This is a genomic window from Nitratireductor sp. GCM10026969 (assembly GCF_042660605.1).
Taxonomy (GTDB): Bacteria; Pseudomonadota; Alphaproteobacteria; order Rhizobiales; family Rhizobiaceae; genus Chelativorans.
Map to the genome: position 1 here is coordinate 1 of NZ_JBHSUM010000069.1, position 21,827 is coordinate 21,827.

Annotated in this window: 22 protein-coding genes and 1 pseudogene; 7 read left to right on the forward strand and 16 right to left on the reverse strand. The window is 62.5% G+C overall.

Translation table 11 applies throughout. The annotated features are described in order from the left end of the window. Positions 1–73: 73 nt before the first annotated feature. The 4 genes from ACFP9U_RS14635 to ACFP9U_RS14650 are packed head-to-tail and all read right to left on the reverse strand — an operon-like array spanning position 74 to position 3,049. Positions 74–739 (reverse strand): amino acid ABC transporter permease, encoded by a 666-nt coding sequence (locus tag ACFP9U_RS14635; RefSeq protein ID WP_378622504.1) that lies wholly within the window; start codon positions 737–739, stop codon positions 74–76. After that, complete coding sequence (locus ACFP9U_RS14640) at positions 736–1,473, reverse strand: amino acid ABC transporter ATP-binding protein (protein WP_378622506.1); 738 nt, start codon at positions 1,471–1,473, stop codon at positions 736–738. The genes ACFP9U_RS14635 and ACFP9U_RS14640 overlap by 4 nt, the downstream gene beginning before the upstream one ends. Next, positions 1,473–2,150, reverse strand: a complete 678-nt coding sequence (locus ACFP9U_RS14645) for an amino acid ABC transporter permease (RefSeq protein ID WP_378622507.1) — start codon at positions 2,148–2,150, stop codon at positions 1,473–1,475. The genes ACFP9U_RS14640 and ACFP9U_RS14645 overlap by 1 nt, the downstream gene beginning before the upstream one ends. Positions 2,151–2,206: 56 nt before the next feature. Then, a complete protein-coding gene (locus tag ACFP9U_RS14650; RefSeq protein ID WP_378622509.1) occupies positions 2,207–3,049 on the reverse strand; it encodes an ABC transporter substrate-binding protein in 843 nt (280 codons plus the stop codon). 291 nt (positions 3,050–3,340) lie between these two features. Here ACFP9U_RS14650 and ACFP9U_RS14655 point away from each other — a divergent pair, with 291 nt between their 5' ends. Beyond that, a complete protein-coding gene (locus ACFP9U_RS14655) occupies positions 3,341–3,892 on the forward strand; it encodes an SH3 domain-containing protein (RefSeq protein ID WP_378622510.1) in 552 nt (183 codons plus the stop codon). A gap of 13 nt (positions 3,893–3,905) precedes the next feature. Here the strand turns inward: ACFP9U_RS14655 and ACFP9U_RS14660 are convergent, their stop codons facing one another. Beyond that, the gene (locus tag ACFP9U_RS14660; protein ID WP_378622512.1) at positions 3,906–4,277 is read right to left on the reverse strand and encodes a hypothetical protein; all 372 of its coding nucleotides are present in this window, start codon (positions 4,275–4,277) and stop codon (positions 3,906–3,908) included. 181 nt (positions 4,278–4,458) lie between these two features. Here ACFP9U_RS14660 and ACFP9U_RS14665 point away from each other — a divergent pair, with 181 nt between their 5' ends. From ACFP9U_RS14665 to ACFP9U_RS14675, 3 genes and pseudogenes are all read left to right on the forward strand, one after another. Beyond that, positions 4,459–6,387, forward strand: coding sequence for a putative bifunctional diguanylate cyclase/phosphodiesterase (locus ACFP9U_RS14665; RefSeq protein ID WP_378622513.1), 1,929 nt, complete (start codon positions 4,459–4,461; stop codon positions 6,385–6,387). Between the two features lie 329 nt (positions 6,388–6,716). Beyond that, a pseudogene (locus ACFP9U_RS14670) lies at positions 6,717–6,909 on the forward strand (IS5/IS1182 family transposase); the annotation flags it as partial. A 238-nt stretch (positions 6,910–7,147) separates the two neighbouring features. Next, on the forward strand, positions 7,148–7,591 hold the full coding sequence (locus ACFP9U_RS14675; RefSeq protein ID WP_378622515.1) for a YtoQ family protein: 444 nt from the start codon (positions 7,148–7,150) through the stop codon (positions 7,589–7,591). A 75-nt stretch (positions 7,592–7,666) separates the two neighbouring features. Here the strand turns inward: ACFP9U_RS14675 and ACFP9U_RS14680 are convergent, their stop codons facing one another. Genes ACFP9U_RS14680 through ACFP9U_RS14700 form a run of 5 tightly spaced genes read right to left on the reverse strand, consistent with a single transcriptional unit; the run spans position 7,667 to position 12,355 of the window. Beyond that, the gene (locus ACFP9U_RS14680; protein WP_378622517.1) at positions 7,667–8,947 is read right to left on the reverse strand and encodes a TRAP transporter large permease; all 1,281 of its coding nucleotides are present in this window, start codon (positions 8,945–8,947) and stop codon (positions 7,667–7,669) included. Positions 8,948–8,951: 4 nt separating this feature from the next. Then, positions 8,952–9,449: a TRAP transporter small permease gene (locus ACFP9U_RS14685; RefSeq protein WP_378622518.1), complete on the reverse strand. Its 498-nt coding sequence runs from the start codon at positions 9,447–9,449 to the stop codon at positions 8,952–8,954. Between the two features lie 36 nt (positions 9,450–9,485). After that, entirely contained in the window at positions 9,486–10,478 is a 993-nt protein-coding gene (dctP, locus tag ACFP9U_RS14690; protein WP_378622520.1) for a C4-dicarboxylate TRAP transporter substrate-binding protein, read from the reverse strand. Between the two features lie 36 nt (positions 10,479–10,514). Further along, positions 10,515–11,567, reverse strand: a complete 1,053-nt coding sequence (locus ACFP9U_RS14695; protein ID WP_378622536.1) for an Ldh family oxidoreductase — start codon at positions 11,565–11,567, stop codon at positions 10,515–10,517. Positions 11,568–11,611: 44 nt separating this feature from the next. Then, positions 11,612–12,355: an SDR family oxidoreductase gene (locus ACFP9U_RS14700; protein WP_378622522.1), complete on the reverse strand. Its 744-nt coding sequence runs from the start codon at positions 12,353–12,355 to the stop codon at positions 11,612–11,614. A gap of 223 nt (positions 12,356–12,578) precedes the next feature. Here ACFP9U_RS14700 and ACFP9U_RS14705 point away from each other — a divergent pair, with 223 nt between their 5' ends. Then, positions 12,579–13,571, forward strand: coding sequence for a GntR family transcriptional regulator (locus ACFP9U_RS14705; protein ID WP_378622524.1), 993 nt, complete (start codon positions 12,579–12,581; stop codon positions 13,569–13,571). A gap of 340 nt (positions 13,572–13,911) precedes the next feature. Here the strand turns inward: ACFP9U_RS14705 and ACFP9U_RS14710 are convergent, their stop codons facing one another. Together ACFP9U_RS14710 and ACFP9U_RS14715 are read right to left on the reverse strand one after the other, a co-directional pair. Further along, positions 13,912–15,087, reverse strand: coding sequence for a GGDEF domain-containing protein (locus tag ACFP9U_RS14710; RefSeq protein WP_378622526.1), 1,176 nt, complete (start codon positions 15,085–15,087; stop codon positions 13,912–13,914). Positions 15,088–15,416: 329 nt separating this feature from the next. Then, entirely contained in the window at positions 15,417–16,262 is an 846-nt protein-coding gene (locus tag ACFP9U_RS14715) for a helix-turn-helix domain-containing protein (RefSeq protein ID WP_378622528.1), read from the reverse strand. A 198-nt stretch (positions 16,263–16,460) separates the two neighbouring features. Between ACFP9U_RS14715 and ACFP9U_RS14720 the strand changes: the two genes are divergently transcribed. Further along, positions 16,461–17,678, forward strand: coding sequence for an ABC transporter substrate-binding protein (locus ACFP9U_RS14720; RefSeq protein WP_378622529.1), 1,218 nt, complete (start codon positions 16,461–16,463; stop codon positions 17,676–17,678). A gap of 115 nt (positions 17,679–17,793) precedes the next feature. On the opposite strand, the gene ACFP9U_RS14725 is transcribed toward ACFP9U_RS14720, so the two are convergent. From ACFP9U_RS14725 to ACFP9U_RS14740, 4 genes are read right to left on the reverse strand one after another with little or no spacing between them, the layout of a single operon-like run. Then, on the reverse strand, positions 17,794–18,510 hold the full coding sequence (locus tag ACFP9U_RS14725; RefSeq protein WP_378622530.1) for an ABC transporter ATP-binding protein: 717 nt from the start codon (positions 18,508–18,510) through the stop codon (positions 17,794–17,796). Continuing rightward, positions 18,500–19,228, reverse strand: a complete 729-nt coding sequence (locus tag ACFP9U_RS14730) for an ABC transporter ATP-binding protein (protein ID WP_378622532.1) — start codon at positions 19,226–19,228, stop codon at positions 18,500–18,502. The genes ACFP9U_RS14725 and ACFP9U_RS14730 overlap by 11 nt, the downstream gene beginning before the upstream one ends. Next, on the reverse strand, positions 19,221–20,162 hold the full coding sequence (locus tag ACFP9U_RS14735) for a branched-chain amino acid ABC transporter permease (protein ID WP_322449927.1): 942 nt from the start codon (positions 20,160–20,162) through the stop codon (positions 19,221–19,223). Before ACFP9U_RS14735 ends, ACFP9U_RS14730 begins: the two co-directional genes overlap by 8 nt. Further along, positions 20,159–21,061, reverse strand: coding sequence for a branched-chain amino acid ABC transporter permease (locus tag ACFP9U_RS14740; protein WP_378622533.1), 903 nt, complete (start codon positions 21,059–21,061; stop codon positions 20,159–20,161). The genes ACFP9U_RS14735 and ACFP9U_RS14740 overlap by 4 nt, the downstream gene beginning before the upstream one ends. 209 nt (positions 21,062–21,270) lie before the next feature. Here ACFP9U_RS14740 and ACFP9U_RS14745 point away from each other — a divergent pair. Then, positions 21,271–21,827: amidase (locus tag ACFP9U_RS14745; protein ID WP_378622535.1), on the forward strand; the 557-nt coding region annotated here is incomplete at its 3' end.

Consider the following 21,827-nt stretch of genomic DNA (forward strand, 5'->3'; position numbering starts at 1 on the left):
TCAAAGTGGAGGTTGAATCAGAACAACATGACGCCGTCACATCACAATCGATTCATCAATCAAAGGACGTGCTCTAGCTGCGCAAACCGGGAATGGTTGTCCAGCTTTCAACAAACTGAAGTATCTGCGCGACTATGCTGGTCAAGACGATATAGACGAGTGCCAGGAGCACAAAAACCTCAAAGAATCGGAAAGTTGTATAGCCGATCTCCTCCGCCTTCGCCGTAATTTCGGATACACCGATCGCATAGGCGATGGAGGTGTATTTGAGTTCTAGAATCGCCTCGTTCGACCATTGCGGGATCACCCGTCGAAGCGCCTGCGGCAGCACTATCCAACGCAGGCCTTGAAACTGGGTCATCCCCATGGCGCGTGCGGCCGTCATCTGTCCGCTCGGGATGGAGCGAATAGCGCCGCGGAAATATTCTGCCTGATATGCGGCAGTGTTCAATCCAATGGCCACGACCGCGGCTGTAAATGGGTCAAGAACAACGCCGATTTCAGGCAAGCCCAGGTAAATGAAGAACAGCTGGACTAGCATCGGCGTGCCGCGGAAAATCTCGACATAGACGGTCGCGGCCAGATAGATCGGCTTCGGCCCGTAGACCCTGCACCAGGCAAGGACAAGGCCAAGCAAAGCGCCGCCGGCCATAGCCAGGGCCCACAGGCTGAGTGTGACCGGCAAAGCTTGAAGAATCTCCGGTAGACTCTCGGCAGCAAAGCTCACGAAATCGTTCATGAACCACGCTCCTCGTGTCCGAGCACGTCGAGAAACTGCCTGGTCCGCTTGTGTTGAGGGTCGACGAACATTTTGGACGGCGGCCCTTGTTCGAGAATTTCGCCTCCCTCCATGAAGATGATCTCATCGGCCGCTTGACGGGCGAAGTTCACCTCATGGCTAACGACAAGCATGGTCATGCCGTCGGCGGCTAGTTGACTCATGACCGAAATGACCTCGCCGGTTAATTCCGGGTCGAGTGCGGATGTCGGTTCATCGAAAAGGATCACCTTCGGCTGCATCGCAAGGGCGCGGGCGATGGACACGCGCTGCTGTTGCCCTCCGGAAAGTTCCGCCGGATAGGCATGTGCCCTGTCGGCCAGACCCACGCGCTCCAGCTCATGCAGGGCAAGATCGCGGGCCTCCTTCTTCTTCATGCCCCGGATCTTTTCTGGACCGATCTGCACGTTGTCGATCGCACGCAGATGCGTGAAAAGGTTGAAATCCTGAAACACGAAGGCCAAGACCTCGCGCATCTTGTTGATGTTTTTCTGTGTCAACTCCTCCCCATCCAGGAAGACGCGTCCGCCGTCGGGCGGCGTCAGGTGGTTGATACAGCGCAGTAGGGTCGATTTACCCGTTCCAGACGGTCCCATAATGACCTTGGATTGCCCCCGGGACAGGCCGAGCGAGACGCCCTTGAGTATCTCGGTATCGCCGTAGCTTTTTTGGATATTTTCGACCTGAAGCAGCATCAATCATCCCGCCGCGTTTCAAAACCCGGAAGGGCCAGCGACCGTTCGAGTTTGTAGAGGAGTTGATTGCCGAGCCAGTTCGCCACGAAATAGAGGGCGGCAACGACGGCGAAGACTAGAAGCACGTTACCTTGTGTACTGGAGATGATGTAACGGCCCTGACGAGTGAGTTCGACCACGCCGATAACGTAAGCGAGGGAGGTTGCCTTGAGTTCGCTGGAAAACTCGTTGGTCCAGGGACCTATGGCTTGGCGCAATGCTTGCGGCAGGATGATGTGGAAGACGGCTTTGTGCTTCGGCATGCCCATCGCGCGGGCGGCGGCCATCTGCCCAGCGGGCACGGTCTGGATCACCCCGCGGAATATTTGCGACTGATAGGCTGCCGAGCGCAGTCCGAGCGCCAGCACCGCCGAGGTGAAGGCACTGAGCTCGATGAACTCCGTGACGCCATAGTAAAAGAGGAGGAGCAGAACGAGAGCCGGAATCCCGCGAAAGATCCTTTCAAAGAGAATGCCGGCCCAGCGCAGCGTCCAGTGGCCGTAAACCTCCATCAGAGCTATGCCAAGACCAAGCCCCAGGCCAAGGATAAGCAGAAGGGCCAGAAGTTGCAGGGCGACCCAAAGGCCGCCCAGCAAAAATGGCATCTGACTGATAACAACGCTATTGAACGCTTCCATCGTCCCTACGGCGCCACCTTTTCGCTAATTGCTAATTGTCGAATCTGGCTGGGTGGTCATTCCGAATAGCCGGAGATCGGCTCCTGGTAGGAATCGACATAGTCGGGCATTGTCGTCGGGATTTGGCGGATCGTCGCCTGCGGTGAGTAGCGATGCACGATTTCCGCCCAGCGTCCGTCGTTGTAGAGCTTGAGAATCCCGCGATTGAGGCTTTCGAGAAGCCCGTTGGGATCACCTTTCTGAACAGCGAGCGCCTGCGGCTGGTTCTGCTGGATTGTCCCGACAATCTTGATCGGCCGGTCGTTCGCGAGGAAACTCTCGGCGGTGTCGGTCGAGGTGACCACGGAATCGAGCCGGCCGGCCAGCATGTCTTCAACCGCGATCACATAGTCCTCATAGGTTCGGACGGCCAAATCGACGTTTTCATTATCCGCCAGGTTTTCCTCCAGCCACTGGGCCTGGGTCGCCCCGCCCTGTGCTCCGACCGTGGCGCCGCAGCATAGGGCCGTGACAAGGTTTAGGTCGGAATCCTCGGGCACCAGAACCTCATCGTCGTTCTCCCACCAGGGAATGGTGAAGTCGAGCACCTCGGCGCGTTCAGGTGTGACGTTCAAACCCGTCACGAGCAGGTCTATGCGCCCGCGGGACAATGCTGGAATGAGGGAGGGCCAGGGTAGATCCCGAAACTCCACGTTTAGCCCTTCGTCCTTTGCGATCTCGCGCATGGCGTCAATGGCAATGCCCTTGAATTCACCATTCTCGACATAGGCCCAGGGCGGGAAGGCAGCTTCAACACCGGCCGTAAGCGTTTCCTGCGCAAGGCTCTGCGACGGCGCGGACGCCACGGCCAGCAAAGCGGCGCCTGAAATCAACGCGCAAAGCTTTTCTCTCATATTCATTCTTTCAACCACTCCTGTGCGGGATGCATGCAAAACGTCGTGAGACTACATGCTAGGCCCAAAGAAGCAAAACGGCCGGTGAAACCGCATAAACCTGCCCCGGTTCTCCACACGTCGGTGCGTCCTGGGCATTTTCCAGAACCCGCCCTGCGAACTTCTTCCTTTGGCCATCTTTCTCGCAATTTATGCTGCGCCTGAAGGAAAGCTGGACCACTGCCGGTTTCGGCGCGATCCAGGTCGCCATTAGCACGCCGTTTGTGTCGATCGGCGCCGGAAGCACAAGGAGACGAGATGAAGGCAAACTTGCTCTTGGTCGCCGCCATTTTACTCCTCGGCACTGCCGCCACGATCAGCTCGGCTGACGCCGAAGAAGCTTACACGACAACCGACGTTAATTTACGTGCGGGTCCGAGCACCAGGTTTCCGCGCGTGACGACACTTCCTGCCGGCGTCGTCGTCACCCTCTACGGTTGCACAGAAGCCTGGGGTTGGTGTGATGCGGGTTGGAGAGGGCTGCGCGGTTGGGTCAGTGGTCACTACTTGGAAGCCCTCTATGACGGGCGTAGGACCATCCTACCCGAATATGGTCCATCTGCGGGGATTCCGATCATAACTTTCGAGTTCGGGACATACTGGGACCGCTGGTATCCGGATCGTCCTTGGTATGAAGAACGTGATCGGTGGCGCCGTGAGTGGAGAAGCGGCTGGACCGTCGAGATTGATCCCCGACCCACCTACCGGGTCATAGATCCCGAACCGCACCGGAGGGGCGTGCCGCCTGGCATTCGTAAGAAGGGACCCGGCTTCTGTCCGCCCGGCCTGCAAAAGCAGGGCCGGTGCTAAGGAACCTGATAGCCTATTCGGAGCGAACGAGCTCGTCACGGGAGGCATTGAGCGTAACGCGCTCGTTCGAGACCGATGAAATCTGATCGGGCAGGATGTACCGATCGGCAGCGAACAAGCCCTTCGCGTCCACTCGCACGAACCCTTCCCGGAGCAGGCGGCCCTGAAGCGTCTCAGGCACATCGTCGGTTCTGAAGGCATCAGCAATCAGATCGGTGAGGTCAACTGCTCTGCGTGCGCCGCTGGTCCCCGGCGTCGCGGTTTCGGTTTCAGGTGTTGTGGGATCTTCATCGGACATCTTCACCCATTCAACGGTGCCGATCTCGTCGCCCTGGGCATCGAAGACGCGCATGCCCTCGCGAACCTTGTTCAGGATGTTGGTCATTGAGATAGCCTCCTCTCGTCCATCGTCAGGTCAAGAACGGGATTGACGAGGAGTCGGTTCCTGGAGCCGGAGCGGCCGCGCGCAACGGGATCCCAATTCTGAATAGTTCGCAGTCAACGAAAATATTTGACGTTCCATTCAGTCGATATGCCTAAGGGACGAGTGGTGAGGCATGTGAAGGTTGAACCAGTCCATCATGAAAGCTGAAGCGGACGGCGAACTTGAAGACAGAATTCGAGGGGATCAGCTTGCCGATCTAAGGACTGGCCTACTCTTTTCAATGCCGATCAGCACTGCGCTCACTGTCCTGATCCTGATCGTGCAGTTGATGTCCGGTAACGCTTTTGCCGCGGCCATTTGGTTCCTGGTGGTCAATGCCATCAATATTCTCCGCCTCGTACTTGCGCTACGGCGATCGAACCGCGTATCAGAAGAGCGCAACAAGGATTTGCAAGCGACGTCGCGGCAGCTTCGCTTCTATAGCATCCTTGCTCTTTTGTCGGGCCTTGCCTGGTCGTTTGTTGCCCTTCTCACGGACGGGTTTACGGCGCCTCATTCATCGCTTCATCTGGTCATTCTTGCAGGCATTTCAGCTGGTGCGGTCACCTACGGCAATTCATATGCCGCGCCGTCCATCAGTTTCATTACACCTCCGCTCCTGACGACAGCCGGGTGCCTGGTGGCGATCGGGAATCTTGATGGCTACGTGTTGGCGTTCGCCGTCCTGCTCTTTCTGGGAGGGATGGTGCGGAGTTCCCTGCTGGGACAAGCCCGGTTCCGCGAGGCAAGTCGTCTAAAACATGAGGCAGCACAGATTGCGACAGCGATGGAGCTACGTTCAAGGCAGGACCCTCTAACCGGTCTGCTCAACAGACGCGGCTTGGAACACGCCGTTGACGGACTCAGGAATACAAACGGCCCATTTGTGATGATGCTGGTCGATCTGGACGGATTCAAAGCCGTCAACGACACGTATGGCCACAAGATCGGTGATGACCTTCTCGCAAGGATTGCGCGCAGAATCGAAGAGGAGGTTCCACCGGGTACGACGCTCGCCCGCATCGGCGGCGACGAGTTCGTGGTGCTGTTCTCCTCGGCCTCAACGTCACTATCCGCCACTGATCTAGCATCCCAAGTCATAGCTAAGCTCGCCAGCCCATATCCTGGACTCGCCTCAATCCGAATTGGTGCGTCGATCGGCATTTATCTATCGGATGAACCACGGCTCACCGAAATGTTGTTGCGAGCCGACATGGCGCTCTACACGGCCAAACGTCGTGGCAGAAACGAGTTCTGCCTGTTCAACTGCGAGCTCGATGGGGAATTGCAGCGCCGGCAATGCATCGAACGAGATCTTCGCTCGGCTATTGAGACAGCTAGCCTCAGCACGTGGTTTCAACCGGTCGTAAGGCTCGATAATGAAGCTGTTATCGGCTTTGAAGCGCTACTGCGGTGGAACCACCCGCTCCACGGTGACATCTCTCCACCCGAAATCGTAACCGCGGCGCGTGAAACTGGTATGCTTCAGTTGCTCACGGAGACCGTATTCCTGAGCTGCTGCTCTTTGATCGACGCTCTTGCTAGGGCGAATTGTCATCAGGTTCGCGTCGCAATGAATTTTTCTCCTCGCGAACTGGAAGCCGGCAATATCGACGACCTGATACTGGATGGCCTGGAAGAAAGAGGCCTCCCAGTAACGATGTTCGAAATCGAGATTACAGAGGAAGCTCCCGTGGATCCGGACAGGGTCGACGAGAAGCTCGGGCGACTTGCACATGCCGGCATTTCCATCGCTCTTGATGATTTCGGCACCGGCTTTTCCACGCTGGCATCGCTTAAGGATGGGCGAATAAGCAAGGTCAAGATCGACCAGGCTTTTATCCGCAGCCTGGCCAAATCCCGGGAGGATCAGTTGCTGGTGAAAACGGTCATCGATCTTGGCAACAAGCTCGGGATAGAGGTCATGGCAGAGGGCGTCGAAACGGAGGCAAATCGAAGAATCCTTCAGACACTGGGATGCAGAGCGGCCCAGGGCTTTCTGTTTTCAAAAGCCATACCTCCGCAACATGCGCTTGAAATGGCGATAAGGGAGCATGCTAGGCTGCAGTGAACAATCGGTGACGAAAAACATGAGGCCGGGAACGTCCTGGCCACCATACTGGCTCAGGTAGGATCGACGGTCTAACAATCAAAACACTAACCAGCAGTAGAATTTTCATTAAGCCCTCTCGAGAGAGGGAATCCTAAGCGCAGTACGGCAGGCCGTCCAGCAAGATAACAGGGCGGCAGTGTCTCAGTCTGCGTGGCGCGCTCCCCTCCAGCTTGCGCCCCCTACTGGGATCAGGACCTATTAATTTGGTTTGAGATGTGATTCACGATCTCCCATGAGGGAGGCCGTGATAAGTGATTTGTTTCTGCTGAGCGAACGCCAGCCGGCTGGGTGTGTTCGACAGGATCTTCGCCGCGCTCGCCGGCGAAGGGCCGGAGCCCGAGCGCATCATGATCGACGCCACGCATCTGAAGGCCCACCGCATGGCGGCGAGCCTGCTTAAAAAGGGATGTTCCCCGCCGTATCGGGCGAACCAAAGGCGGACTGAACTCCGAGCTGCATGCCGTCTGCGACGCCGAGGGCCCGACCGCTCGTCCTGCTTCTGAGCGTGTAGCCGTGGTCGACACTTTCCCGCCCGAAGGGTCGGCACACGGGTGTGATGTGCAGTTTACACGACGATGGCCTCTTTTCATGCCACCCGGGAAACTGGCATAGAACAAGCGCACGGCAGATTGCCGGGATCCGGGGATCATCGAAGATCCCGACCGCCCGGTGGCCCCCGAGAAACCGCGATGCCGAAAAACGTGACGAGGAAATTCCGATGCAGCTCAAAGTCTATCTGGCCGGCGAAATCCACACTGATTGGCGCGGGACGATCGTGGAGTCCTGCAAGGGGCTCGATATCACATGGTTGGGACCGGTCACCGATCACGGCGCGTCCGACGATTGCGGGGTCGAGATATTCGGCGCCGAGGACAAGAAGTTCTGGCACGACCGCAAGGGTGCCCTCCTGAACGCCGTCCGCATCAGGACGGGCATCGAGCAGGCCGACGTGCTCGTCGTCTGTTTCGGCGAAAAATACAAGCAATGGAACGCCGCGTTCGATGCAGGCTACGCGGCCGCCCTCCACAAGCCCATCATCGTCCTGCATCCGCCCGAGTTCGACCATGCCCTGAAGGAGGTCGACGCTGCGGCCAACGCCGTGGCCCGCACGCCTGAGGAGGTCGCCCGCGCGCTACGTTACGTGATCACCGGAAAACTCTAGAGGCTGTCAGAGCCGATACACGACGCCCAAACCGGGAGCCGTCCCGGGAGTCCGGGACGGCCGTGCGTGTTCGGATCAACCGAAGATGAGGTTCGGCACGAAAAGAACGGCGCCGGGGACGAAGATCAGGATCAGCGTGACCGCGGCGACCGCCAGAAGCAGCGGTACGGATTCGCGCGTATATTCGCCGATCGGGCATTTGAGTATCGTGCAGACGGAATACATCGCCGCGCCGACCGGCGGGGTGAAATTGCCGATCGTTGCTGCCAGGATGAAGACGATGCCGAAATGGACGGGGTCGGCGCCAAGCTGGCGCACGACCGGTAGGAAGATCGGCGTCAGCATGATGATGAGCACGGTGGCGTCGATGAAGAAGCCGATCACCAGAACGAAGAGCGCGATCAGGATCATCGCGCCGTAAAGATTTCCGGTCAGTCCGAGGATCCAGCCGGACACCACCTCCGGGATGCGCTCCATCACGATGCCGTAGCTGAAGATCGCCGAAAGGGCGATCAGGAACATCACCGCGCCGACATCGGCAAGGCTGCCCTCCAGGGCCTCGACGAAGGTCCGCGCCTTCATCTTGCGGTAGATCAAGACCCCGATGAAGACGGCATAGAGGACCGCGAAGGCGCCGATTTCCGACGGCGTGAAAACGCCCATGCGCAGCCCGAACAAAAGGAAGACCGGGAACAGGATCGCCCAGATGCCGCCCGTCAGGGCGTGGCCCACCTCCCCCGCCGAGGGCCGCGTTGAGCGCTCGGGTTCATAGCCGCGCCGGCGCGCCGTCAGCCAGACGGCGGACGACAGGGCGAGCCAGAGGAGAAAGGCGGGAAAGAAACCCGCCGCGAAGAGCCGGCCGATCGACACCTGCCCGATCGTGCCGTAGAGGATCATGCCGATTCCGGGCGGTATGATGGGGGTCAGAACGGCCCCGTAGGACAGGACGCCGGCGGCGAAACCGCGGGTGAAGCCCCGGTCCACCATGCCCTGCCCCAGCATGCGCGACTGCATGGCCGCATCGGCGATGGCCGAACCCGACACGCCGCCCATGAGCACCGAAAGCGCAATCGAGACCTGCGCCAGTCCGCCTCTCATCCGGCCGGTCAGAACGGACGCCAGCTCCAGAAGCCGCTCGGTGATCCCCGACTTGTTCATGAAGTTCCCCGCCATGATGAACAGGGGAACGGCGAGAAGGGCGAAGTTCTGGGTCTGCGAGACCGTCACCTGCACGGGGATCGTGAAGGGCAGTTCCGGATGCTGGATGAAGAACAACGCCCCGGAAATGCCGATGGCGAAGGCGACCGGCATGCCCGTGAGAAGAAGGACGACGAAGGCTATGGTGACGATCAGCATGGCTTCACCGGGTGGCCTGCTGCGATGCACCGGCGGCACGGTCCTGCCGCAGCGCACGGTAGGCCTTCTGACCCGTGGTGAATAGGAGAAGCAGGCCGCCGACCACGATGCTCGCCGTCACCCACGAATAACTGACACCGGGGATGCCCTGAAAGCTGCGGGCGCGGCTGACCCAGGAAAGCCAGGCGCCGGCATAGACGACGTAGACCAGGAACACCGAGATGATCAGATAGTTGGCGTAGAGCAACATGCGCGCCGCCTTCGCCGGCACCATGGTGGTCACCACGTCGATCGACATGAGCGCGTCGCGCCGCCAGGCGATATCGGCGCACAGGAAAGCCCCCCAGGCAAAGAAGCAGGTGGACAGGTCGATCGTCCAGTTGAGCGGGTGGCCCAGCATGCGCGCCAGACCGCCCGCGAAGATCAGGAGCACCATCAGAAGCAGGAACGTGCCCGCGAGAACCGCCTCGAGCCTGCGCAGGAATGCGTAGGTTGCCTTCATTGTCCGCCTCGCGCGAATCCTGCTCGCCCTATCGGCCTATTGAACGCCGATCTCCTGCTGCACCTTGTTCTTGGCCTCGACCAGGTCCAGCGCCTCGTAGGCCTTTTCACCGGCCTGGCGGAATGCTTCGAGGTCGACGTCCTCGATGATCGTCATGCCGCTCTCGGCCAGTTGCGCCTTGGCTTCTTCCGAAGCCTGGCGGATGACCTCCGAGGTTTCCTGGCCCGCCGTGCGGCACTCCTCGACCAGGGCCGTCTGATAATCCTCGGGCAGACTATCGAACCATTGCGAACTGACCACCTGGAAATTGACGAGCAGAATGTGCCCCGTCTCGTTGGCATGGCTCAGAACCTCGTTGAGGTTGGCGGCCGTGATGTTCGGATAGACCAGTTCCGCCCCATCGATCGCCCGCTGCTGGAGGCCCGGATAGACGTCGCCGAAGTTCATGGCCGTGGGCTCGGCCCCGAGCGCTCGGATCGATTCCTGCCAGATCGGTGCGGGCGGCGTGCGGATACGCAAGCCATCGAGGTCTTCCGGCGTGCGGATCGGCTCGTTCGTGAAGAAGTGCCGGAAGCCCTGCACCCAGTCGAAGCACACCACCTTCAGGCCGTGCTGATCCGCGAGCTCCTGCTGCCAGGCCTGCATGGTCGGGGAATCCGCCAGGGCGTAGGCCTCCTCTGCCGAGCTTACGAAATAGGGTCCGTTGACCACGGCGATCCCCGGAACATAGTTGCCGAGCCGCGCGGCATCGGTGTTCTGCCCGATATTGGCGCCCTGGCGGATCTGCTCGATGATGTCCTCCTCGACGCCGAGCTGGGCGCTGTGGAACACCTCGATGGTGAGCCCGCCGTCGGTGCGTTCGTCGACCCGCTCGGCCCATTTCAAGAAACCTTCGTGGAACGGCTCGCCCGGTCCGAGCACATGGTTGAAGCGCAGAGTGTATTGCTCCTGCGCCCCGGCACCGCCCGCCAAGCCGAGCGTGAGCAGGGCGGCACAGGCCGCCGAGAATGGTTTGGCAAATCCGTTCATCGTCTCCTCCATTGCAAACTGTCTTGTGCCTGATGCTCAGGCACCGTCTCCTCCCGCCTGCGCCGGAATTTCGATACCGAACCGGCCGGCCAGCCGACGGAACGCTTCGAGCGTGACCGGATCGAGCGGGATGCCCTCCCCTTCCCGCCTGTCCGCCTCCGCCCATTCGCGGTCGCCGGGCGCCATGACCTTAGCGCTCGCGCGCGCCGGCGAGCCGCGCAGGGCCGTGAGATAGCGTCTCATCCCGTCGGCGAAGGTCTCTTCATCCACGAAGGCGCTCGGCCGCAGGGCAAGCACGAATGCGCCGAGCCCACGCGGCGTCGAAAAATCCGGGCCGGCCATGGGCGCGATTTCCGTGCTCAGCCGCATGCCCGAGAGGACGGCGCTGAAGATCTCGACCATGCCGGCCAGCCCCGCACCCTTGAAGCCGAAAGCGGCCCCCAGCGGAGCGAGCATCTCCGCGCGCCCGGCATCCACGGTGTCTTCTCCCCGCTCATCCGATGCCGTGCCCGGCGGCAAGGTACGGCCGAGGCTTTTGTAAAGCTGGACGCGGTTATAGGGGATCGCGCTCGTTGCCATGTCGAGAAGCCAGGGGCGTTCGCCGGGAACCGGTACCGCGCAGGCGATCGGGTTCGTGCCGTGGAAGCGCATCGCGCCGTCGTGCAGCCGGACGAAGCTGTCGGAGTTGCACATGGCCACACCGAGCATGCCCGCCTCCGCCGCCGTCAGTGCAAAGGCGCCCGCGGGACCGAAATGCGAACTGTTGCGGATCGCCACGGCGCCGATTCCCGAAGCCCTCGCCAGCCGAACGGCCTCTCCCATAGCGAAACGCGCGGCAAGCGCTCCGTGGGCGTTGTCGGCGTCCAGGGTGGCGACCGCGCCGCCTTCGGTGAGACGAAGGTCCGGCTTCGGATTGACGCGGCCGTGGGTGAGCACCGTGACGTAGTGATCGAGCAGGCGCACGCCGTGGCTGTCCACCCCGAGCTTCGAGCCGTGCATCATGGCGCAGGCAACCGCATCCACGGTCGCCGCGTCGGCGCCGGCCGCCGCAAGCACGGAACGGCAGAAACGCTCGAGCGCATCCGCCATCACACGGCAGGCGAAAGCGCCCGACCCCGTGCCTCCGACAGTTGTCACAGCGTCTGGCCTCCGTCGACCACGATGATGGTTCCCGTGGTAAAGGCGGATTCCTCGCCCGCCAGGTAAAGCGCAGCGGCAGCCATCTCGTCCGCCGTCCCGAGCCGCCCCATAGGCTGGCGTTCCATGAAGGCGCGGCGGGTCGTTTCGGGATCTTCCGTCGCGGCGATGCGCGCCTCGAGCGAGGGCGACTGCGTCGTGCCGGGGCAGAGCGCGTTGACGCGCACGCCCGAACGGATCACGTCGCGCGCGACGGCCTTGGTCAGGCCGATGACCGCAGCCTTGCTGGCGCCGTAGGCGGCCCGGTTCGCCACGCCGGTGATCGAGGAGGCGACCGAGGCAACATTGACGATCGAGCCGCTGCCGCGCTCGATCATCCCCGGCAGGACGGCGCGGATAGTATGGAAACAGGAGGTCACGTTCTGGTCGAGGCTGCGCGCCCAGTCCTCCTCGGAACAGTCGAGCACGGTGCCTTCGTGCACCCAGCCGGCGCAGTTGACGAGGACGTCGACCGTCCCGGCGTCGCTCATGGCCCGGCGCACCGCCGCGCTGTCGATGACGTCCAGCGCCACGGGCGCGATCAGGGACGAGATGGCCGGCAGGTCCGCCATCTTCTCGGCCGTGCGGCTGGCCGCGACCACCTCGGCGCCCTCCTGCGCAAAGGCGAGGGCGATCGCCCTTCCGATCCCCTGCCCCGCGCCGGTCACGAATGCGCGCTTGCCACTGAGCCGCCCGTCCATTGCGTCTCCTCCCTCGGTCGGATTCCTTGTTCTGGCGTCAATAACGTCTATTGTGTACACTATACACAGTCGAACAGGAGGGCAATCCCGATTTTGTGCCGTCGGGGCGATCGGCTAACAGTGTGCATCGGAGGCAGCCAATGGTTTCGTTTCTTTCGAGGTTTAGCAGCGCCCTCGTCTTCGGCGCGATCACGCCGGTCCCTGCCGCGTGGAGACCCGGCTCATGAATCACACCGGCGCACCGGGGGCGGGAAGACTGGCGCCAAGGCTCTATCAGCGCGCGTTCGACATTCTGTCGGCCCAGATCGGCGACGGGGCGGTGCAGTCGGGAACCAAACTGACGGAGTCGGCGGTCGCGGCGCAGTTCGGGATAAGCCGTGCGCCGGCGCGCCGGGCCTTGGAAGAGTTGGAAAAGGCCGGCCTCGTCACCAAGTCGGCGGGGCGGGGCTATGCTGTTACAGGGTCGGGGCCGGGCAATAGCTCCGCCAGGCGAGGCCCGGCGGAGAAGGAGGTGCAGCTATCCTCCCTCTCCACCTGGGAACAAATCTATGCTCAGGTCGAAAAACAGATCATCGGCCGTATCTCCTTTGCGAGTTGGCGCTTGAACGAGGCGGAGCTCGCCCGCCACTACAACGTCAGCCGCACCGTGGCGCGGGATGTCGTCGCCCGGCTTCAGCAGCGCGGGCTGGTGCTCAAGGACGAGCGCTCGCGCTGGTATGCACCCGCGCTCTCCCCCAAGCACGTCGGTGAGTTGTACGAGCTTCGCGCCATCCTCGAACCCGTCGCGCTGACCAAGGCGGCACCACGCGTGCCGCGCGATCTTCTCGCGCGGATGCGCAGGCATCTCCGGGAAGCGATCGCTCACGCGGAGAACGTGGAGGGCGCCACGCTCGACCGGCTGGAAGAGGAGATGCATGTCGAACTCCTCTCGTTTTGCGGGAACCGCGCCCTCATGCAGGCAATCACCATGCCGCAGTCGCTGCTCATCGCCCACCGCTTCCTCTACCGGTGGACGCCGCGTCTTTTCGCCAGCGAGCCGTTCCTGCCGGAGCACCTGAAGATTCTGGAGCATCTGGAAACGGGAGACGCGGAACAGGCCGCGCGCGCCCTGGAGGCGCATTTGATGGGGTCGAAAGCCCGCGCGCTGGCGCGGGTCGACGTCATCCGGCGGGAATTCCAGCCGGAAGGGCTGCCTTATCTCGAACGGCTGGCATAGAAACCGATGCTGCATCGCAACAGGCCGGGGCCTGCAGAGATCAGCATCAACTAGCGATGAAATCCGGCCAGATATTCTCCAATCTGGATGGTGTAAACAGCCCGGAAGCTGGCAGATGAACTGTTTCGACCGGAAATTCCATTCGGACCGGGAAGAAATATAACAATCTGTTGCGGAACGTGACTTGGGTTCCGCAAGCGAATCCGACACCAAGTATGCGCGGCGGACCTAAGGGACGGCCGCCGGGCCGGCACTCAGGCAACGCCTCCTCGGAGGCGCCGGCCCGTGGGGATTTTTGCATCGGCTCACGCGCCGGCGAAAAGCGGGAGGCCGCGGACGGTCAGCGTCCGGACGCAACGTCGAGCACTTCCAGCGCAAGCGTTCTGTTCCTGCCGGACGTCTTGGCCAGGTAGAGCCTGCGGTCGGCGCGGGCGAGAAGTTGCTCTAGGCTGTCGCCGGGCTCGGCGGCGGCGACTCCGAAGCTCGCGGTCACCCGGCCTCCTGAAGGAAGAAACGGGAACTCGAGCGCGGACAATTCCAACCGCAGACGCTCGGCGAACCCGATCGCCTCGCTCAGCGCCGTGTCTCGCAAGAGGATCGCGAACTCCTCGCCCCCGATCCGGCCGAAGAGGTCGTCCGCGCGCGCATTGTGTCGGAGCAGGCCGCCGAAGCCGTTCAGCACGCGGTCGCCGGCAGCGTGGCCGTAGCGGTCGTTGATCTGCTTGAAATGATCGAGATCGCAAAGGATCAGCGAATGGGGCTCACCGCTGCCCTGCGCAAGAAACGCCCTCGCCCGCCCCTCGAAGCCGCGCCGGTTGAGCACACCGGTGAGGGTATCGACGTCGCGCTCCCGCCGCAGGTCCTCGATGATATCCGACAGCGCGGCGGCCAGGATGGCCGTTGCGAACGCCGCTCCCAGGACGGCCAGCGAGAGATGAAGAGCGGCCCAGAAGATGGATGCTGCGAAGGCTTCCGTACTGTCGGGAGTCCTGAGCCCGATCGTCAGCACGGTCCGCAGAAAGAATTGGACCGCGAACACCAGCATGACCCAGAACAGGACACGATCGGCCCACTTTCCGTAACGCAGGGCGCCGAGGCGGAGCGCCGCGAAGAGGAGGATCGCGCCATACCCGAAGTTCTGGATATAGATGCGCACAAGGACGTCCGGCACGATCACGGCGAAATACCACAACCCGGCCATGATGGCTGCGAGCATGGCGAGACCGGCCGTCATACCGAAGCTCTTGCCGGACCGGCGCAGCACCCCTTCCGCGAGAAGCAACACGGCCGTTGTGTAGAACAGCGCCGATATCAGCGCGTTTTCGACCATGCCGGGAGGCCGCTGGAGAACCTGGACCATCACCCCGAACGCAAACAGGACCGGAGCGGCGGCGAGCAGAAGCAGATAATGGCGCCTCCTCTCGATCGCCCAGGCCCACAGGAAGGCGATCCCGAAGACGCAAAGAACGCCCGGCCCTATCAGGACCATCGTGATTCTGGCGGTCGATCCCTCCAAGCCACCCTCATCCAGTGAACAAAACCGACACCGCGGCGAAATACCGCCATGTGAGGACATCGGGGCGCGTTTTCGGCGGCACGCAGAGGCGCCGCAGACGTTTTCAAAGTCAACACGGGGCACATGGCCCGCGATGTCTTCTATACCGAAACGAACAGTGCTGCAGCGATATTGATCCGCTAAGCTGACATTTCCGTTAGATCTTTTTCTGAAAAGATCAACTAAGGGTTGAATTTGACCTCCCTAAGTATCCCATGCGACGTAATCTATCGAACAACCAGCGTGGTGGAGACGGTCGTGCTTTCGCCGATTGTTCTCCGATCGCCTGGTCAAGTCGTTTTCCGCACCTTGTCGTAGTTGGGGCCGGCGCGGATGAGAAAGCCGTCCGTGGGGGATGCTTCGCGCAGATAGGACAGCACCGAGCGCGAGATTTCGGGGGCGTCCTGTTCAAACAGGCCGCAGCCGGCGATCGCCTTTCTCCTGTCGACCCGGCGGCCCAGATAGTCCAGCACCACGCGCGCCGCCACCGGCTGATGGGCTTCGGTCGCGGTGATGCCCATCATGAGGCCGATCAGGGCGGACACCCGGTTGCGGTAGGGCGGGTAGAGGATGGTCTGCGACATCTCGTTGCCGAGCACGGATTCGTGGTCGATCATGTGCAGCCGGTCGCCGATCGGCAGGATGACTCCGCGATACTTGAACAGATCCGAATTCGCATCGCGCTGCTCCGGTCGGCTCAAAAGCTCGATCGTCTTGTAGAGGGTCAGCTTCTCGTCCTGATAGACGCAGACGAGCGAGCGCAGGATGAAGGACGGGGTCGAGAAGGAGTAGAAGTACTTGTAGTAGTAGCCGCAATATCGCGCCAGCTGCGTGTGCTGGGCCATGGCCTGCCGCATCACCTGGTGCGCCGCCGCGGGCAGGTCCGTGGCCATCTCCCGGGTGGTCGGGCGCAGGCGCACGATCTCGCGAAAGCGCTCGTGCGGCATGAGGATCTCGTATTCGTCCACGCCGAAGAAGTCGCAGATGCGCCGCAGGTTGCTGTTCGACGGAAAGGAGCCGCCGCCGAGATACTTCATGAATTGCTGGCGGTTCATGCCGAGCTTGCGCGTCACCTCAGTAATCGAGCGGTGATAGCTGCAAAGCAGACGGAGGTTCTGGATGAAGTCCTGTTCCATGCCGCATCCGGGACTGTCGCTGATCGAAGCATCTTTAGTGGCAATTCGCGACGCGGCCAAGCGAGATCGCCAATTGCCGGCCGCACTCCTTCGGCACACACTGAAGCGAGGTCGATAAACGTTCCGGCATGCCGGACAAACGTCGGACGCCGCCAACGGCGTCCATACCTCGAAAACAGTCCTCTTGAGGGAGAGAAGATGAAAAAGTTGAGCAAGGTCTGTACCGCGGCGGCTATCGCCCTGGCCACGGGCACGGCGGCCGGCTGGTCGCAGGAAACGATCAAGATCGGCGGCATCGCGCCGCTTTCGCCTCCCGGAGGCGTGCAGACGGGCGAATCGTTGCGCGACGGCATGACCATCGCCGTCGACGAACTGAACGCCGGCGGCGGCCTCATGGGCAAGCAGGTGGAACTCATCGTCGAGGATACCTCGGGCGTGCCGGAAAAAGGCGTGGCGGCCTTCGAGCGTCTCGCAAGCGAGGGTGTGGCCGCGGTCACGGGCAGCGCGCACAGCGCGGTCTGCTCCGCAGTCGGTCCCGTCGCGCACAAGCACGACATCCCCTTCATTGCCGGCGAATGCTGGTCCGACAGCGTGACCGCGGCGGGAATCCCCGAGGTCTTCCGCATCACCGTGGCCAATTCCCTCGTCTACTCGGTCGCCGCCGACTGGGTGAAGGAAGCCGGCTTCAAGAACATCGCCATCATCTCCGAAAACTCCGATTGGGGCTTCGGCATCATCGACGTCTTCACCAAGAACCTTGAGGACACCGGCGCGACCGTCACCTCCTTCACGGCGGAGCGCACCGTGAGCGATTTCACGCCGCAGCTCCTGCAGTTGAAACGCGCCGAGCCCAAGCCGGACCTGATCGTCGCCGGCTTCACGGGCTCCAACCTGCTTCTCATGCTGCGCCAAGCCTACGACCTCGATCTCGCGCCCACGGCGGACACGGCGATCTTCGCCGCCGGCGCCGACGTCCTTGAGCCGGAGTTCTGGAACGTCATGGGAGACGCCGGCACCTACGTCATCGGCAATCCCGCCGGCCTGCCGGGCAAGCCGGACACCGAGCTCTCGCGCAGCTTCTCCAAGGCCTACCAGGAGAAGTTCGACCGTCCCGCCAACGCGGTCGCGATGGAAGGCTATGACGGCGTCATGGTCATCGCCGAGGCCATCAAGGCGGCCGGCTCGACCGAAGGGCCCGCGCTGGAAGAGGCGCTGCGGAACCTGAAATGGGACGGCACGCGCGGCCAGATCCACTTCCCCCAGGACAAGGATCCGGCCTGGCAGTTCCAGCAATGGCCGGATGTGCCGATCTTCGTCATCCAGTACACGGAGCCGAACCAGACACCGTCCGAGGCGGCAATCCTCTGGCCGAGAGCGGAAGCCACCGTCGACGAGCTGGTGCTGAAGCCCGAGTGATCCGCGCCCGGATACCCTGCAAAAAAGCGCCGCGCCTCCGCGCGGCGCTTTTCGCTCAACGAGACGAGCGGGGGCAACGCGCTGCAAAAAGCGCAAGGCACTGAATGCCCACAACCTAGATCAGCCAGTCTGCAATACTCTCGCGATACTCGGCGTCGAAGGTTTCCTTGCTGCCTTCGAGCTTGTTGGCGCCCAGTTCGAGAACGTAGATGTAGTCGGCGACGTCGGTCCCGGCGATCACGTTCTGGTCGACCATCAGGATGGTGCGCTTCTCCTCCGCCACCAGGCGGCGCAAATGGGTGTAGATCGCGCCGGCGCGCTTGGGATCCAGCCCGACAGTGGGCTCGTCGATCAGCATCAGGTCCGGATCGCTCATCAGGGCGAGTTCCAGTTGCATCAACCTTTGCTGGCCGCCGGACATCAGGCCTGCCCTGCGGCTGCGGAACTCTTTCAGATACGGCGCTCGCGCGTAGACCTTCTCGACCGCCTCCCGCGCCCGCGCCTTGTCGCCGCGGAATGACCACGTCGCCATGGCGATGTTCTCGGCGACCGTCATGTCCTGAAACAGCGCGTGCCCCTGGGGCACATAGGCGATGCCGACGCGCACCAGGTCGCGCGTCTCGATATCGCGCAGGTCACGCTCCCCATAGGTGATGCTCCCCGTGTGCGGACGGATCTGGCCGATAATGGCCTTGAGAAGCGTCGACTTGCCGACGCCGTTGGCGCCGATGATGGTCGTCAGCTGGTTGGGCCGCGCGATCACGTTCACCCCGCGCAGGATGTCGATGTCGCGGCTGTAGCCCGCATGGAGGTTCTTGACTTCAAGCTGCATGCTGGTCTCCCAGATAGGCCTCCAGCACGGCCTTGTCGGCGCGCGTTTCCTCCGGTGTGCCGTCGCAGATGATGTTGCCGTAGCTCAAGGTGACGACGCGGCGGCACAGGCCGAAGATCGAACCCATGTCATGGCTGATCAGGATGACCGTAACGTCGTCCGCATTCCAAGCGCGGACCTTGTCGTACATGAAGCTTTTCAGTTCCGGATGCACGCCACCGAAGGGTTCGTCGAGCAGAATGAGCTTCGGCGACAGCATCATGATGCGGGCGAATTCCAAAAGCTTGGCCTGCCCGCCAGAAAGGTTCGCCGCCGGCTCGTGCGTGAGGTGCGTCAGCTTGAAGTCGTCGAGAATGGCCATGGCGCGGTCGATGGCGGCGGCACGTCCCTCGCGCCAGTCGGCAAGGCCCGAAACCAGCATGTTCTCCAGCAGCGTCAGGCGGCGGAACACCTTCGTGACCTGGAAGGAGCGGCCGATGCCGATGCGCGCGAGCTTGTGCGGCGCTAGGCCGAGGATCGCACGCCCCTCGTATCGCACCTGTCCGCCGTTGGCGGCGTAGTAGCCGCTGACGATGTTGAGCAGCGTCGTCTTGCCCGAGCCGTTCGGCCCGATGAGGCCCACCAGTTCCCCCCTGGCGATACGAAGATCGATCGCGTCGAGCGCGTCCAGGCCGCCGAACGACTTGGTCAGCCCGCCGATCGCCAGCTGCTCAGCCATGGCTTTTCCCCTTCTTGCGCAATGTGTCGGCAAGCATGCCGAAAAGGCCGTTCGGCGCGAAACGCAGCATGAGGATGGCCAGGAGGCCGAAAATGACGAGCCGCCATTCGCCGAACGCGCGCAGCGCTTCCAGAAGCGACTGCAGCATGACGCCGCCCAATGCCGCGTAGAGCACGTTGTGGAACCCGCCGACGACGGCCATCGCCAGCACGAAGCCCATCTCCTGAAGCGACATCATGGAGGGCGTGATGAGCTGGACGAAATGAGCATAGAGCCCGCCCGCCAGGCCCGCAAAGGCGCTCGAACAGGCAAATGCCAGCGCTTTCCACAGCGTGACGTCGACGCCGAGGCTGGCCGCGCCGTCCTCGTCCTCGCGGATCGACTGGAAGAACAGGCCGATGCGCGAGCGCAGGATGAGCCACATCAGGAGGAGCGAGAAAACGGTGATGGCCAGAAAGAGGTAGTAATAGTCGAGCTGCGTTCCGCCGGGTATCAGTGCCGGCGCCTGCAGGCCGCGGCTGCCCTCCGTCACCCCGTGTTCGGCGGTGATCGCGATGCGCAGGATCTCGCCGAAGGCAATGGTGGTGAGCCCCAGATAGGCGCCGTGCAGGCGCAGAGTCAAAAGGCCGATCGCAAAACCGATAAGCCCGGCGAGCAGGATACCGAGGAGCAGCCCACCGGCCACCGGAAGGTTGAAATGGATGACACTGAGCGCCGAGACATAGCCGCCGAGGCCGCTCATGGCCGCCTGGGCGAAACTGATGCGGCCGACATAGCCCACCAGCAGCGACCAGCTGGCCGCCAGGAGCGCATAGTAGAAGCCGATGGTGAGCGTGTAGATCCAGTAGTCGGTAAGCCCGAGCAGGGGCAGTCCGAGGAAGAACAGCAACAGGCAGGCGGCACCGGCCGCTTTGAAGGAATTGCGCCGGATCATGCCCGCCGCTCCCTGGTGCCGAACAGGCCTTGCGGGCGGATCAGGAGGACAAGGATGAGGACGATAAGCCCGTAGGCGTCCTTGTAGGCGAGCGCCCGGCTCGGATCGGGAATGAGGATGGTGGCGAAGCTTTCCACCTGACCGAGAATCAGCGCCCCGACGACCGCCCCGGGGATGGAGCCCAGGCCGCCGAGGACGACGATGATGTAGGCCTTGATGACAGGCACCACGCCCATCGGCGGGGTCACGTTGAAGACCGGGCCGATCAGCGCTCCGGCGAGGCCGGCCAGCGCCGCCCCCACGCCGAAGGCGATCATGCCGACGCGCGCGACACTGATGCCATAGATCTCCGCCGCCTGCCGGTTCTGGCTGACCGCGCGCACGGCCCTGCCGGCCCAGGTGAAGCGCAAGGCCAGAAGGACGATGCTGATCAGCAGCACCGCCGTTCCGGCCGCCGCCAGCCGGTCGCCGCTGATGATCAGCTCGCCGATCTCCACGCGGCCGCGAAACAGCGGTGCCGGGCGCTGCGGCCAGGGCCCGAAGACGCTGTTGGCGAGGTTGAGCAGCAGGATCGACAGGGCGAAGGTGACCATGATGGCATATTCCTCCGGCCGGTCGACCTTGCCCCGGTGAACCGGGCGGATGAGCAGCCCTTCGATCAACGCGCCGATCGCCATCAGGGCGCAGGCGGCGATGACCACCCCGAGAACCGGCGGCACGCCAAGCGCCGTCACCGCCAGGTAGTAGGCGTAGCCGCCGAGCATATAGAGCTCGCCATGGGCGAAATTCACGATGCGCAGGACGCCGAAGATGATGGCGAGACCCAGTGCCGTCAGCGCGTAGAACGTGCTGACGATTAGTCCGTTGATGGCTTGCTCTGATATGGCCAGGAGGCTCATGCCGATCCTCGTCCCCTTTTTCTTCTGCTCCCACCGCGACGATTAACGGTTTCACGCCCGGTCACAATGGCTATGCAAAAGACATTCTGGCGCACAACGTCGCGCCTGAAACGTCAGAATGCGACAAGCCACCGGCGAAGGACATCTGCGCGCCGGCGGCGGCAGGCAGTATAAGCTTTCGAGGCGTCACTTCATTCCCGAGGTCTTCCGTGCACGAAAACGACCGCGTCACCCCGCCCATCCGCGTTCTGGCGCGGCAGATGTCGGAAGGGCGGCTGTCGAGCATTGCGCTCGTCAAGGCGTGCCTGCGGCGCATCGAGACGACCGGCAATGCGCTTCATGCCTTCGTGCGGGTTTATGCCGAATCGGCGCTGCAATGCGCCGAAGCCCTGGATGCGGAGCGCGCCCGGAAGGGAGTACGCGGGCCGCTGCACGGGATTCCAGTGGCGGTCAAGGATCTTGCGGACCTGGAAGGCGACGTCACCGGTTTCGGCTCGCGCGTCTATGCCACCGCGCCCGCCCTGCGCACGGCGGCATTCGTGCGGCGGCTCGAAGATGCCGGCATGATCGTCATCGGCAAGACGCAGATGGTCGAGTTCGCATTCGGCAGCTGGGGCACCAATCATGCGCTCGGCACGGCGAGAAACCCGCACGCAGCCGACCGGCATTTCGTACCCGGCGGTTCGAGCAGTGGATCGGCCGTCGCGGTGGCCGCCGGCCTCGTGCCCGCGGCGATCGGCACCGACACCGGCGGCTCCGTGCGCAT